This window comes from Cupriavidus sp. AU9028 (assembly GCF_019795295.1).
GTDB lineage: Bacteria > Pseudomonadota > Gammaproteobacteria > Burkholderiales > Burkholderiaceae > Cupriavidus.
This window is the reverse complement of record NZ_JAIMCG010000014.1, coordinates 87,679-101,687: the sequence shown is the minus strand read 5'-3', so window position 1 is coordinate 101,687 and position 14,009 is coordinate 87,679. Positions and strand designations below refer to the sequence as shown.

Sequence of the window (14,009 nt, the reverse complement as noted above, 5' to 3'; positions counted from 1 at the left end):
TGCGGTGGCGCTCAGGCGATGGCAGAGATGCCGAGGATTTCCCGGCCGACGATCAGCGTCTGCACTTCGGTGGTGCCCTCGGGGATGGTGCCGCCGCGCGTGTCGCGGAAGATCCGCTCGATCGGATAGTCGGTCGCGTAGCCCAGCCCGCCATGCACCTGCAATGCCATGTCGGCGACTTCATGCGCGGCTTCGGTCGCGTAGAGCTTGGCAATCGACGCGGCGGTGCGCGCGTCGTGATCGGCATCCAGCGCCGCGGCCGCACGCATGCCGAGCGCACGTGCGGCCTCCACGCGGATCGTCATGTCGACGATGTGCTTCTGCACCAGCTGGAAGCTGCCGATGGGCCGGCCGAACTGGGTGCGGGTGCGCGCATAGTCGATCGACAGGTCCAGCGCGGCCTGCGCCGCGCCGACGGCGCCCATGGCGATATTGACGCGGGCGGCGTCCAGTCCCTTGAGCATTCGCTTGAGGGCGCTGCCTTCCGGGCCCAGCAGGTTTTCGCGCGGAATGCGCACGTTGTCGAAGCCCAGCTCCGCCGTGCCGGTACTGCGCAGCACCATGGTCTCCACGCGCCGTACCTCGTAGGGGGACACCTCGCGCTCGACGATGAAGGTCGACAGTTGCCCGTCGCAATCGGGGCTGAAGGTGCGCGCGACCACGATGGCGAAGTCGGCAAAGGCGCCGTTGGTGATCCACAGCTTGCGGCCATTGAGCACATAGCTGTCGCCGTCGCGATCGGCGCGGGTCTGGATCTGCGCGATGTTCGAGCCCGTGCCGGGCTCCGAGATCGCCGTGCAGCAGCGGCGCTCCGAGCGCAGCAGCGGCGCCAGGTACCTCTCCTTCTGTTCGGGCGTGCCCTCGCTGGCCAGTTTGAGGATGCTGCCGTTGGTGATGTTCAGCATGGTGCGAAGCGACAGCCAGGTATAGCCGGCCTCCTCCATCAGCATCGCCCACGTCATGTGGTCCAGCCCCATGCCGCCGTCCTCTTCCGGCAGGCGGCCGCCGATATAGCCGAACTGCGCCAGCGCGGGCAGGATCTCGAAAGGGAAGGTATGCGCGCGGTCATGTTGGGCGACCAGCGGTGCGACCTCGCCTTTCATGAAGCGGCGGACGCTGTCGCGCAGCATGGCCTGCTCGTCGTTCAGCACGAAATGCATGGGTGTCTCCTGTCGGCGTGATGCCGTTCTTGTGGTTGGCCACGTGCCGGCGCACGCCGCCCCTTGCCCTGGTATTCGTTCGACTTCCTGTCCGACGCTGGCCCGGCCCGGCGGGGCAACTACACCGTCGATACCCGCCGCGCCCTCGTCGCTGTCCCCCGACGCGGTGCGCGCCCGCCCGTGGACGGCGATGCCGGCTCCAGCGCTTCGCCCACCTCGTTGCGAAACACGATCGCCCGTACTTCCTGCAACGCCTGCAGTACCGACTGGCGATTCGCACGCAGCCGGTCCACCGGCCCGGCCACCGACAGTGCCAGCGGCTCCCCGCCGATGTAACCGGCCACCGCGAATGCGCCCAGCCCGTCGCCGCCTTCGTTCTCCACCCAGATCCAGCCGTCGCGTCTCGCGCGCTCGACCTGCGCCTCGAGCTTGCCCAGATCGGTGATCGTCCCCGGCGCGATGGCCTTCAGCGGCTTGAGCCGCAGCTGCCGCGCCGCTTCCTCGGGCGAGCCCAGCGCCAGGATCGCCTTGCCCAGCGCGGACACGTGCAACGCCAGCTTGTCGCCAACGTTCTGCATGTAGCGCAGCGGATGACGGCCCTCGGTGAAAGCCAGCACCCGTACCACGCCCCCCTCAACGCGGCCAAACAGCCCGGTCTCGCCAGTCTTGTCGCGCAGCAGCTCGCACGCCTCGCTGCCGATCGCGAACAGCGGGTCGCTGGACGAGATATCCCTTGCAATTGCCAGCAGCCGCGCGGTCGGATAGAAGCGCCGGCTGCGCGCCGTTCGCACCAGGTAGCCCAGTTCGTGCAGGGTATGCAGCAAGTCGGAGCAGCTGGTTTCCGGCAGGTCCATCAGTCTGGCCAGGTCCGAGTTCGACAGCTCGCGGCGCTCGCGGGCGAACACTTCGAGCAGCCCCATGGTGCGTGCGGCGGCGGGTACGAGCGAAGGCATACGTTCTCCGAAATTTCGTAAATGTCCACGGATTATAGCGATCGCCTGCGTCGCACCCTTGCGTCCGATCTCGCCTCCAGAGCCACCATAGTGCATTCCTTTGCGCATTTCCTCCTCGGGTAAACGCTCGCCCCCCAAAAGGATCGTTTCTGTGGCTATCTCCGAAATATCGTCCTATATTGCGACCTGTCGTAGCTTGAAGAAGACGTGGGACCGCGCCGATGCCCGGCATGCGCGTGCATCGGATCCGCACCGGAAGGCAAAAAACAACGAGGAGACACGCATGGACATCCTGAGACGGGCGCTGTTGCGCGGCCTGGCGGCGGCCGGCGCGCTGGGCATGGCGTCGTTGGCGCCAGCGGCCATCGCATCCACGTGGCCGAGCAAGCCGATCACGTTCGTCGTCCCGTTCACGCCGGGCGGCATCACCGACAACGTCTCGCGCATGCTCGCGAAGAAGCTGAGCGAGCAACTCGGACAGAGCGTGGTGGTCGAGAATCGGCCCGGCGCGGGCGGCTCCATCGGGGTCGAATCGGCTTCGCGCCAGCCGCCGGACGGCTACACCATGATCTACGGCACGCAGGGTACGCACGCGGCCAACCTGGCGCTGTACAAGAACCTGCGCTACGACCCCGTGACGGACTTCGTGCCCGTCCACGCGCTCTCGGCCACGCCGCTGATCCTGGTCGTCAACCCCGCGCGTCCGTTCCAGTCGGTGGCGGAGTTGGTGGCGTATGCCAAGGCCAATCCGGGCAAGGTCAATTTCGGCTCGGCCGGTCCGGGCACGGGCACCCATCTGACCGCCGAGCTGTTCCAGAAGGCAGCCGGCATCAAGATGACCCACGTGCCCTACAAGGGCAGCAACCCGGCCCTCAACGACCTGGTCGCGGGCAATGTGGACGTGATGTTCGACTACCCGATGGTGGTGATGCCGATGATCGAGAGCGGCAAGCTGCGGCCGCTCGCGGTCACGGCGAAAGCGCGGCTGTCGATTGCCCCGCAGGTCGCCACCGTCGCGGAGCTCGGCTATCCGGGCGCCGAGTCGACGGCATGGAGCGCCGTGTTCCTGCCCGCGAAGACCCCGCCGGAGATCGCGCGCAAGCTCGGCGACGAGATCGCACGGGCGATTGCCTCGCCGGAGATGCGCGCGATCACCGAGAAATTCGGCAGCACGCCACTGAAGGACGTGCGTGACGAACGGCTCGGTTCGATGGTGAAGTCGGAAATGATCCGCTGGCGCGAGGTCGTGCGCCAGTCCGGTGCGACCCTGGAGTAGCGCCATGTCGATACCAGCCTCGCTCCAACCCCTGCGACCTACGCTGTACCGGCTCGCCGCCGATGGTCGCTCGCTCGACTTCTTCTATGCGCGCTGCCCGGACTGCAGCCGCCTGACCTTTCCCGCCAACGCCCCCGGCTGCCGCCACTGCGGCACGCCGTTGTCGGAGGCCGTTCGCATCGGCATGCGCGGCGGCGGCACGCTGCTCGAATTCGTGACGCTGCACGTGCCGCTGGCACCCGGCATGGCGGCACCGGCCATCGTCGGGGACATCCGCATCGCCGGCGACCTGGTCGAGGAAGGCGTGCTCGGCGTCGATGCGGAAGCCGGATTGCAGCCGGGCATGACGCTGCGGGCGATCGCCCGTCCTTGCCCCGATGGCGCGCACTTCGACTGCGTGTTCGTGCCCGAGAACCAGGAGACGCCGCAATGACAGCATGGATCGACGGCAACGGCGGCGTATATGTCGCCGGCATCGGGCTGCACCCCTATCAATTCCCCAGCGACACCCCTTACACCCATCTCGGCCTCACGGCGGTGCGCGCCGCGCTGGCCGATGCCGGGCTGCGCTTTGCCGACCTGGACAGCGCCTACGTTGGCACTACCTCCATCGGCATGGCGGCCGGACGCGTGATGCTGCGCCACCTCGGCTCCACCGGGCTGGCGGTAACCCAGGTGGAAAACGCCTCCGCATCCGGCTCGTTCGCCTTCCGGCAGGCCTGCCAGGAGATCGCCGTAGGCCAGAGCGACATCGTGCTCGCCGTGGGCGTCGACAAGCACGGCGACGGCCGTCGCGCGGCGAACAAGGACGGGCTCGAGCGCCTGTCCGACACCGCCACCATTCCGGCGGTCAAGTTCGCCATGATGGCGCGCCGCTATCTGCGCGAGCGTGGCGCCGGCATCGACGCGATGGCCGGCGTCGCCGTCAAGAACCACGGCAACGCCGCACGCAACCCGTTCGCGCAGTTCCGCAAGCCTCGCACGCTGCAGCAGGTGCTTGCCTCGCCGAAAGTCGTGGGCGACCTGACGGTGCAGCAATGCTGCCCGCGCGGCGACGGTGCCGCCGCGGTGGTGCTGGTTTCGGGACGGGCAATGGCCCGACTTGGCCTCACCGCGGACCGCTGCATCCGCGTGCTGTCCTCGGTCGCCGGCAGCGAGCGCGAGGAAACGGAATACGGCAGCGGCGCGATCGAGCTGGTACGCCGCAGTGCCACCGCTGCCTGCGAAGCGGCGGGCGTCGGACCGCGCGACCTGGACCTGCTGGAGCTGCACGACGCGTTCTCGGTGGAAGAACTGCTGTACAGCGAGGCCATTGGCGTCTGCGAGCCTGGCGACGGTGCCGGATACCTGCTGCGCGGCGAATCGGCCATCGGCGGGCGCTGCGCCATCAATGCATCGGGCGGACTGATCGGCATGGGTCACCCGCTCGGCCCGACCGGCATCGGACAGATCGCCGAACTGACGCGCCAGCTGCGCGGCGAGGCCGGCGACCGCCAGCATTCGCGCGCGCGACTCGGCATGGCGCACATGATAGGCCTCGGCTCCGTCGCCATCGCCCACGTGCTCGCCGCGCCCCCGCGCTGAGACGCCCCCGTCCAACGACAAGGACTATTCATGACCGAACACCATCCGCCGCTGGAAACCTTGCGCTACGAAGTGCAGCAGAACGTCGCGGTCATCACGCTGAACCGGCCCGACCGCATGAACACGCTGGGCGGCAGCATGAAGCCGGACCTGGCGCGCGCCTTCCTCGACTATGCGCGGGCAGACGCGCGCGTGGGCGCGGTACTGCTGACCGGCGCCGGCGACCGCGCCTTCTGTGCCGGGGCCGATATCAAGGAACGCGCCGGCAACACGGTGGCCGGCACAGAGTACTTCTTCGCCCAGCGCGCCACGCACGACCTGTTCCGCGATATCGAGGAATTCGAGAAGCCGGTGCTCGCCGCGATCAACGGCGTGGCGCTTGGCGGCGGCCTGGAGCTGGCGCTGTGCTGCGACATCCGGATCGCGGCGAGCACCGCCCGCTTTGGCCTGCCGGAGGTCAAGCTCGGCGTCATCCCCGCGGCGGGCGGCACGCAGCGGCTGCCGCGGCTGATCGGCGCGGCACGGGCGAAGGAACTCGTGCTGACCTCCGACCTGGTCGATGCGCAGACGGCATTGCAATACGGCATCGTCACGCGCGTGCTGGCTCCGGACGCGCTGATGCCCGCCGCGCTGGCGATGGCGCAACGCATTGCCGAACAGCCGCCGCTGGCGGTGCGCTTTGCCAAGCGCGCGATCAATCGCGGCCTCGAAGGCGACATCGACTCCGGGCTCGAGTTCGAGCGCTACGCCGCCGCCATGATCATCGACAGCGAGGACCGCAAGGAGGGCATGCGGGCCTTCGTCGAAAAGCGCAAGCCGGTCTTCACCGGGCGCTGAGGCCGGTCGCCTCCGACGACCGTCGCCTCGCCAGCGCGGGGCACTCCTGCCATCACACAACACACAAGGGACACCATGAATCTGGGACTCGAAGGCAAGGTGGCGCTCGTCACCGGCGGCGGCCAGGGCGTAGGCCGGCAGATCTGCATCGAACTGGCGGCCGAAGGCGCGCTGGTGGTGGTCAACGACCTGTTTGCGGAACGCGCCCAGGCGGTTGCCGCGGACATCGAGCAGGCCGGCGGGCGGGCGCTGCCCGTGCCGGCTGACATCACGCGCCCCGAGCAGATCGACGCCATGGTTGCGCAGGCGCGCGAGCAGTTCGGCAAGCCGGTCACGGTGCTGGTCAACAACGCCGGCATCGTGCCGGAGCGCCGCGAGAAGGGCGGCCGCACCCCGCTGTTCCTCGACATGCCGGTCGCGGACTGGGCCAAGGTGGTGGACCTGAATGTCTACGGCACCATGCACTGCTGCCGCGCGGTGCTGCCCGGCATGATCGACGCCGGCGGCGGCCGCATCGTCAATATCATCTCGGAAGCCGGACGGGTGGGCGAGGCCCATCTCGCCGTCTACTCCGGCGCGAAGGCGGCGATCGCCGCGTTCGGCAAAGCCATCGCGCGCGAGCACGGGCGGCACCGGATTACCGTCAACTCGGTCGCCCTGGGCGCCGTATCGCACGCGGGCATCAAGGACGGGCCGCTGCGCGTGGACGCGACCATCGAGAACGACGAGCGCTTGCCGAAGATGCTGCCGCTCTACCCGATCGCCAAGGGCGCCGGACGGCTGTCGCGGCCAGAGGACATTTCCGGGGTGGTCGCGTTCCTGGCTTCCGAGCGGGCGCTGTTTGTCACCGGGCAAACGCTGGGCGCGTCAGGCGGCTTCGTGATGTTGTAGAAGCGCGGCTTGCCGCAGGGATCCGGAGCGGCAATGCTGCCGCTCCTATGACTGCGCTCGCAAATGGGAGGCGGTCTGCCGCAGCTCCGGCAGAAACTCGCGTACCGCCGCCGCCTCGTCGAACAAGCCGGCCGGCAAGCTCACGTTGATTGCCGCCACGACGTCCCCGTCCTGATTGCGCACGGCAACCGCCAGCCCTGCGATCGATTCATCGTACTCGCCGTCGACCCACGAATAGCCCTGCTTGCGCACCAGGTGGATCGCGTCGCGCAGCTGTCCCGGATCCACGATGGTGGCGGGCGTGCGCTGCTTCAACATCGCGCTCGACAGATATCGTTCCAGCGCCTCGTCCTCCTGTCCCGCCAGCAACACCCTCCCCATCGATACCGCGTGCGCCGGCAGCCGGCTGCCCAGCGTCGGGCTCATCGCCAGGATGCGCCTGGTGTGCTGGCGCTGCACGTAAACGATGTCCTCTTCGTCCAGCACCGAGATCGCGCACGACTGGCCAATGCGGGCGCCGAGATCCTCCAGCGCGAACTGTGCGTGCCGCCAGTAAGGCAGCGCGTACAGATAGGCGAGGCCCAGGCGCAGCACCTTCGGGGTCAGCCAGTAGTACTTGCCGTCGGTGCCGACGAAGGATAGCTCGATCAACGTCAGCAGAAACCGCCGCACCACCGAGCGGGGCAGTTCCGACGCGTCGGCGATGTCGCCAATGGTCTGGCGGGCGGCGCCCTGCCCCATCGCCTCGATGATCTTCAGCCCGCGCGCGAAGGTGCGCACGAACGACTCGCTTTCGGGTGTCGCCATGGCATGCGTTGGCCCCCGCCTGTCCTTGACAGGGGACCAGATCTTTTCCAGAATGATTCACACAGCGGTTACTCGTAGCCGCCTAGCGGACATTCTAGACCGAATGTCCAGTCCTTGCAACAGCAATCGACACCACCATGGCCCAAAGCACATTCGAAACGGACTTCTGGAAGGACGCGGCATCGCGCAAGATCTGGGACGACATCGTCCCCGGCGAGGCCCGCAAGACAATCTCCTATACGCTGACGCTGGAAGACATCCACAAGCTGTGCCGGGTCCTCGGCGATGAGCACCCGCTCTACTTCGACGAGGACTACGCCCGCCAGTCGCCCTACAAGGGCCTGATCGCGCCGCCCGCCATTCATATCCTGCTGATGTTCGCCTGCACGCCGACGGATGACTGGATGCGCAGCCCCGGCACCGTCAACGCCGGACAGTCGTGGAGCTACAACATTCCCGCACGCCCCGGCGACGTGATCCGGCTCGATGCACGCGCACTGGACAAGTTCATCCGCAAGGACCGCCTGTTCGTCGTGCACGACAACGTTTTCTACAACCAGAACAATGAAGTGATCTGCTCCGGCCGCGGCTGGACGATCCGGCCGATGTGAGGAGACCCGCCATGACGCAAGCATTCGACACCCTGTCGGTCGGCCAGGCCATCGACGGCACACCGTTCTCCCCCACCCGCGAGAGCATCCGCGCGTTCTGCGAAGCCTCGCTGGATTTCAACCCGTTGCACCTCGATGACGAGTACATGCAGGGCAGCTTCGGCAAGACGTCCTTCGGCGGGATCATCATGCACGGCATGAACAACTTCGGCGTCATCACGAAGATGATGACCGACTGGCTCTATCCCATCGGCGGCGTACAGCGGCGACTGGAAACCCGCTGGAAGGCCCCCGTCAAACCCGGCGACACCATCTATCCGCGCGCCGTCATCACCGCGCTGCGGGTCACCGAGAAGAGCCGCTGGATCACCCTCGACGTCGAAGTGCGCAACCAGCGCGACGAGACGGTCGCGGTCGGCGAAGCAATGGCCGAGTTTCCGGATTTCATTGCGGGGCTGAGATAACGCAGTCTTCAGTCTTCGCAGCAAACGAACGGCAGATTCGCAGAACACCGACAGGAGACACAACATGACTGCATGGTTGCGCGCGGCAGGCGTCGCGCTCGGAATCCTCGCGGCACTGGCTTCCCCCACGGCCGCTGCCCAATCGTATCCGGATCATCCGGTGCGGATGGTGGTGCCATTCCCGGCCGGCGGCACCACGGACATCCTGGCCCGGCTGCTCGCCACCGAGCTGTCGAAGACCTGGGGACAACCGGTCGTCGTCGAGAACAGGCCCGGGGCGAGCGGCACCGTCTTCTCCGAGCAGCTCGCCCGCAGTCCCGCGGACGGCTATACCCTGATGCTGACCGCGACGCACCATGTCATCAATCCCGCGCTGTACAAGACCCTGCGCTACGACACCCGCAAGGACTTCACGCCCATCGCCGAGGTGGCCTCGGTGCCCAATGTACTGGTCGTCAACCCTGCCTTTCCCGCCACCAACGTCGCGCAGTTGATCGACCATGCCAGATCCAACCCGGGCAAGGTCAGCTTCGGTTCGTCGGGGACGGGCGGCGCCAACCATCTGTCCGGCGAACTGTTCAAGTCCATGGCCGGCGTCGACATGCTGCACGTTCCCTACAAAGGCGCCGCGCCCGCGCTCAATGACCTGCTGGGCGGGCAGATCCCCGTCATGTTCGACTCCGTGCCCGGTGTGCTGCAACATATCAAGGCCGGCAAGTTGCGCGCCCTGGCGGTGACGTCATCGGTGCGCTCGCCCGCCCTGCCCAACGTGCCCACCATGGACGAAGCGGGCGTCAAGGGTTTCGAGGCGACCTCCTGGTTTGGCCTGTACGCGCCGGGCAACATGGCACCGGCCTTGACCGCCCGGATTTCGACCGATGTACTGGCCGCGCTGCGTTCCCCGACCATCAAGGAACAGTTCGCCCTGCAGGGAGCCGAGCCGGGCAGCAAGACCCAACCCGAGTTCGCCCGCTTCGTCGACAGCGAGCTGGACAAATGGGCGAAGGTCATTCGGGCCGCGCAGGTCACCATCAACTGAACCATGGCGAACGACCAACTTGCCGCCGCCCCGTCGGGCGGCGAAGGCGGGGCGCTTTCCCACCTGCGCGTGCTCGACCTCTCCCGCGTGCTGGCGGGACCGTGGTGCACGCAGAATCTGGCCGACCTGGGCGCCGAGGTCATCAAGGTGGAACGGCCGCGCGTGGGCGATGACACGCGCGGTTGGGGTCCGCCCTGGATAGATCCATCCGCCCAGGCTCCCGGCCCCGACTCCACCTACTATGCCGCCGCCAATCGGGGCAAGAAATCGATCACCGTCGACATCGCCTGTGCCAGGGGGCAGCAGCTGGTGCGCGAGCTCGCCGCCGTCAGCGACGTCGTCATCGAGAATTACAAGGTGGGAGACCTCAAGCGGTATGGGCTCGACTACGAAAGCCTGCGCGCGGTGAATCCGGGGCTGGTCTATTGCTCCATCACCGGCTACGGCCAGGACGGCCCCGACGCGCACAAGCCCGGGTACGACTTCGTCTTCCAGGCGATCGGGGGCTTGATGAGCATCACCGGCGAGCGCGACGACCTGCCGGGCGGTGGCCCGCAGAAGAGCGGCATCGCCATTGCCGACGTCATCACCGGCATGTATGCCACCGTCGCCATTCTCGCCGCGCTCAATCATCGGCAGGTGTCGGGCGCCGGTCAGTACATCGACATGGCACTGCTGGACTGCCTTGTCGCGCTCGGCGGCAATCAGGTCACCGGCTTCTTCGCCAGCGGCAAGATCCCCCACCGCTATGGGAACGCACATGCCAGTCTGGTGCCGTACCAGGTCTTTGCGGTCGCCGATGGCGAGATCGTCGTGGCGGTGGGCAACGACACCCAGTGGCTGCGCTATTGCGAGGCGATCGATCGCCCCGATCTCGCCGCCGACGAGCGCTGGCGCAAGGTCAAGGATCGCATCACCGGCCGCGATCAACTTGTTCCCATGCTCGCCGGGACGATGCTGCAGCGCCCCGCCGCAGAGTGGATCCGCCGGCTGGAGCAGTACGGCGTGCCCTGCGGGCGCATCAACAACTATGCCCAGGTCTTCGAGGAACCGCAGGTCAAGCACCGGCAACTCCGGGTCGACATGCCGCTGCCCGGCGGCGGCTCGGTGGGCACCATCGCCAGCCCCCTGCGATTGCAGGGGACGCCGGTTCAGTACCGGCTGCCGCCACCGGTACTCGGCAGCCATACCGAGGAGGTGCTTGCGCGCGTCCTCGGGTACAAGGCTCAGGACGTGGCGGCATTGCGCGCACAGGGAGTGATCTGATCCGGCGTGGGTCCAGCACAGGACCCGACACCGGCGTGCTCTCCATCGATTCAATTATTTTGAATGACTATGACAGCGATAGCGTCACTTTCGCTCGCCACAGGTCGCTATAGTTCTGTCCATGGCAGCGCTGCACCACAAACGAAACGGTGCAGCGCGGCCGAAGAACCTCAAATCAATTGAATCAACAAACCGGAGAAACACCATGTCGAACGCCAAACTCGAAGTCCTGACCCCGCGCAACAGCCAGCTGATCATCATCGACCATCAACCCCAGATGGCCTTCGGCGTCCAGTCGATGGACCGCCAGACCATGAAGAACAACGTGGTGGCGCTGGCCAAGGCAGCCAGGGTCTTCGACGTGCCGACCACCATCACCACCGTGGAAAGCGACTCGTTCTCCGGCTACACCTATCCCGAACTGCTCGACGTCTTCCCCGGCAAGGAAACGCTGGAGCGCACCTCGATGAATTCGTGGGACGACCAGAAGGTGCGCGACGCACTGGCCGCCAACGGCCGCAAGAAGATCGTCGTCGCCGGTCTGTGGACCGAGGTCTGCAACACGACCTTCGCGCTGAGCGCGATGCTGGAAGGCGACTACGAGATCTACATGGTGGCGGACGCGTCCGGCGGCACCACCCGGGAAGCGCACGACTATGCGATGCAGCGCATGATCCAGGCCGGCGTCGTGCCGGTGACCTGGCAGCAGGTGATGCTGGAATGGCAGCGCGACTGGAAGAACCGCGAGACCTATGACGCGGTCACTGGTCTGGCAAAGGAGCACTCGGGCGCCTATGGCATTGGCATCGACTACGCCTACACGATGGTGCACAAGGCCGCGCAGCGCACGCAGACCGCGCATCCGTCGATCGCCCCGGTCCACGCACCGGTGGTGGAACGCTGATTGGCGCCGATGCCGATCGCCCGGAAGAGCGATCGGCATCCCCGCGATTCGATCGCCATGCTGACCAGAACCAACGCGATGACAACGAACCGGACAGGCGCACGCAAGTGGGAAATGGCGGCGTTTGCTTTCATGACGGGCTTTACGGCCCACGCCCACACCTCCTTGTCGCTCGGCGTGCTGGCCGGCACGCTGCGCGCCTGCGCGCTGCTGACGGAGACGACCCTGGGTGGGCGAGAGCTGTTGCAGGCTCGGCCGGTCACACACTGACCGGTGCGCGCAGCAGGAGGCCGCCTGCCGCTGCCCACCCCGATCTAGATCTCGCCCTCGCCAGCCACACCCTCTGCCCAGTCGAGCATCGGCCAGAACCGCTGCAGCAACAGCTGGCGCGCCTGCGAGAGCGCCACCCACCGAAACTCGTGATGCTCCGGTCTTCCCAGCTGTGCATTGACGGGCAGCACGACCTCGCCAATGCGTGACAAGGCGAGATAGACGCGAACCACCTTCCCCTTGCCATACGGCTCGGTTTCGCGGAACTCCTCGCCCCAAGGCAGTTCCAGGTCCATCAACCCGGTCTCCTCGGTAGTCTCCCGCAACGCCGTCTGCAACAGGTTTTCGTCCTGCTCGGGCATGCCCTTGGGCAAGTCCCAATTCCTGTAAGCCCGCAGGATGAGGCAGCGCCAGCCATCATCGAAGGGGCGCATGACAAGGAAACCGCCGGAACGCCGCGTGGCCGTCATGCCGGTAGCCTCACGAACCGGCGTCGGAGCCAGTCAATCGCTTGCTCGTCAATTCGCTGCGGCGTTCGACGAGATCCACAGAGGTTTCGACGGTAGAGAGCATGGAGATTTCCTTTTCGGGAAATTATCCGCCCCCTGGCCCGTTTTTCAAGGAAAGTTCCCCGTTCGGGCAATTTCATGCAAGGCAAGGCAAGTGATGTACCCGCTGAAATTGCCCCGATAAGAAAATTCCCTGCGCTTACCTCAGGAACTTGAACAGGTTCATCCCCTGGATCTGGATGAACGACTGCTGCGCGGCCTGCAGCGCGGTCGAGCGCTGGTAATACTCGGTGATCGCCGCGGCGTAGTCCAGGCTCTGCAGGTTGGTCAGCGTGCCTTCGTAATTCAGGTCGCGGTTCTCGCCGATGGTGTCGAGCGCGTCCAGCTCGTTCATGCGCGCGCCAACCGAGGCGCGTACGGTCAGCACGTTGTCAAGCGAATTGGACATCTGGCGCGTTGCCGTCGCCAGCGCGTTGTCCAGCGCGGCCTGGTCGGCGTCGTTCAGCACGGGCGAACGCAGCGCATCGATGGCGCTCTGGATATTGGCGAAGACGTCGGTCCCCATTTCGCGGGCCGGAGCGATACGCATGGTGTCGCCGTCGGCCGGCGTTCCCGTCAGCGTCACGGAAATGCCGCCCACCGTGATCGATTCGCCGCTGACGTAGGGGGTTGGCGTGCCGACGGCCGCAGGCGGCACGACGGTGTTGTCCATCACGCTGTAGGTGGTCTCGCCGGTCACGCCGTCGATGGCGAAGGTGACATCGAAGTTGTGGCCGTACAGCGGATCGCTCGGGTTGGTGACCGACAGCGCGCTATAACGGACGTTGCCCTCGTTGGCGGCGCCGGCCTTCAACACGTAGTTGGCCGAGCCGGTGACGCTGAGGAACACGTCGCGGCCGTGGTCGCCGATGGCCATCTGCCGTGCAACGTCGACCTGCAGCAGCTGCGAATTGGTGTCGCCAACGTACTCGACGCCACCATTCGAGCTGATGAACGGGGGCGTGCCCGACTTGGTACCGGCGAACAGGTATTCGCCATTGCCATCGTCGGCATTGGCCAGGCCCAGCAACTGCTTGTAGTTGCTTTCCAGCTCGGTGGCGACCGCGGCCCGATCCTCGGGGCTCATGGTGCCGTTGCCGCCGTTGACCAGCTTGGTCTGGATGTTCTGGATGGTGGTGATGATGCTTTGCAGCGTCTTTTCTTCCAGCGCCAGGTTGTTGTTGGCCTGGGTTCGCGACGCGGCATATTGGCCGTTGACACCGCGAGCCTGGGAGACACTCAGCGCGCGAGTGGCCGCGACCGGGTCGTCAGAAGGCGTCAGCACGCGGCGGCCGGTGCCGAGCTGCTGCTGGGTATGCAGCAGCGAGGATTGCTGGCCATTCATTGCGGCCAGGCCGAGCTGGTAGAACGTCGAAGTTGCGACACGCATGATGTTTTC

The 14,009-nt window shown here is 66.4% G+C and carries 16 protein-coding genes; 11 read left to right on the top strand and 5 right to left on the bottom strand.

Features of this window, described 5'->3' with window-relative positions; translation table 11 throughout:
- Positions 1–11: 11 nt before the first annotated feature.
- Positions 12–1,160: an acyl-CoA dehydrogenase family protein gene (locus tag K6V06_RS15840; protein WP_222244929.1), complete on the bottom strand. Its 1,149-nt coding sequence runs from the start codon at positions 1,158–1,160 to the stop codon at positions 12–14.
- A 119-nt stretch (positions 1,161–1,279) separates the two neighbouring features.
- Positions 1,280–2,113, bottom strand: coding sequence for an IclR family transcriptional regulator (locus K6V06_RS15835; RefSeq protein ID WP_222244928.1), 834 nt, complete (start codon positions 2,111–2,113; stop codon positions 1,280–1,282).
- Between the two features lie 283 nt (positions 2,114–2,396).
- Between K6V06_RS15835 and K6V06_RS15830 the strand changes: the two genes are divergently transcribed.
- The 5 genes from K6V06_RS15830 (at position 2,397) to K6V06_RS15810 (ending at position 6,701) form a co-directional block, all read left to right on the top strand.
- The gene (locus K6V06_RS15830; protein ID WP_222244927.1) at positions 2,397–3,389 is read left to right on the top strand and encodes a tripartite tricarboxylate transporter substrate binding protein; all 993 of its coding nucleotides are present in this window, start codon (positions 2,397–2,399) and stop codon (positions 3,387–3,389) included.
- Between the two features lie 4 nt (positions 3,390–3,393).
- A complete protein-coding gene (locus K6V06_RS15825) occupies positions 3,394–3,822 on the top strand; it encodes a Zn-ribbon domain-containing OB-fold protein (RefSeq protein ID WP_222244925.1) in 429 nt (142 codons plus the stop codon).
- Positions 3,819–4,973: a thiolase family protein gene (locus K6V06_RS15820; RefSeq protein ID WP_222244923.1), complete on the top strand. Its 1,155-nt coding sequence runs from the start codon at positions 3,819–3,821 to the stop codon at positions 4,971–4,973. The genes K6V06_RS15825 and K6V06_RS15820 overlap by 4 nt, the downstream gene beginning before the upstream one ends.
- 30 nt (positions 4,974–5,003) lie before the next feature.
- A complete protein-coding gene (locus K6V06_RS15815) occupies positions 5,004–5,810 on the top strand; it encodes an enoyl-CoA hydratase/isomerase family protein (protein ID WP_222244921.1) in 807 nt (268 codons plus the stop codon).
- A gap of 75 nt (positions 5,811–5,885) precedes the next feature.
- Entirely contained in the window at positions 5,886–6,701 is an 816-nt protein-coding gene (locus tag K6V06_RS15810) for an SDR family NAD(P)-dependent oxidoreductase (RefSeq protein WP_222244920.1), read from the top strand.
- Positions 6,702–6,746: 45 nt separating this feature from the next.
- Here the strand turns inward: K6V06_RS15810 and K6V06_RS15805 are convergent, their stop codons facing one another.
- Positions 6,747–7,508, bottom strand: coding sequence for an IclR family transcriptional regulator C-terminal domain-containing protein (locus tag K6V06_RS15805; protein WP_222244919.1), 762 nt, complete (start codon positions 7,506–7,508; stop codon positions 6,747–6,749).
- Between the two features lie 137 nt (positions 7,509–7,645).
- Here K6V06_RS15805 and K6V06_RS15800 point away from each other — a divergent pair, with 137 nt between their 5' ends.
- From K6V06_RS15800 to K6V06_RS15775, 6 genes are all read left to right on the top strand, one after another.
- Entirely contained in the window at positions 7,646–8,119 is a 474-nt protein-coding gene (locus tag K6V06_RS15800; protein WP_222244918.1) for a MaoC family dehydratase, read from the top strand.
- A gap of 11 nt (positions 8,120–8,130) precedes the next feature.
- Positions 8,131–8,583, top strand: a complete 453-nt coding sequence (locus K6V06_RS15795) for a MaoC family dehydratase (protein ID WP_222244917.1) — start codon at positions 8,131–8,133, stop codon at positions 8,581–8,583.
- 64 nt (positions 8,584–8,647) lie between these two features.
- Entirely contained in the window at positions 8,648–9,622 is a 975-nt protein-coding gene (locus K6V06_RS15790) for a tripartite tricarboxylate transporter substrate binding protein (RefSeq protein WP_222244916.1), read from the top strand.
- A 3-nt stretch (positions 9,623–9,625) separates the two neighbouring features.
- Entirely contained in the window at positions 9,626–10,888 is a 1,263-nt protein-coding gene (locus K6V06_RS15785; RefSeq protein WP_222244915.1) for a CaiB/BaiF CoA-transferase family protein, read from the top strand.
- A gap of 205 nt (positions 10,889–11,093) precedes the next feature.
- A complete protein-coding gene (locus tag K6V06_RS15780) occupies positions 11,094–11,792 on the top strand; it encodes a hydrolase (RefSeq protein WP_222244914.1) in 699 nt (232 codons plus the stop codon).
- A complete protein-coding gene (locus K6V06_RS15775) occupies positions 11,793–12,062 on the top strand; it encodes a hypothetical protein (RefSeq protein ID WP_222244913.1) in 270 nt (89 codons plus the stop codon).
- Between the two features lie 44 nt (positions 12,063–12,106).
- Here K6V06_RS15775 and K6V06_RS15770 read toward each other — a convergent pair whose 3' ends face one another.
- Together K6V06_RS15770 and flgL are read right to left on the bottom strand one after the other, a co-directional pair.
- On the bottom strand, positions 12,107–12,532 hold the full coding sequence (locus K6V06_RS15770; protein ID WP_255581880.1) for an NUDIX domain-containing protein: 426 nt from the start codon (positions 12,530–12,532) through the stop codon (positions 12,107–12,109).
- A 238-nt stretch (positions 12,533–12,770) separates the two neighbouring features.
- Positions 12,771–14,000 (bottom strand): flagellar hook-associated protein FlgL, encoded by a 1,230-nt coding sequence (flgL, locus tag K6V06_RS15765; RefSeq protein ID WP_222244912.1) that lies wholly within the window; start codon positions 13,998–14,000, stop codon positions 12,771–12,773.
- Between the last annotated feature and the right edge of the window lie 9 nt (positions 14,001–14,009).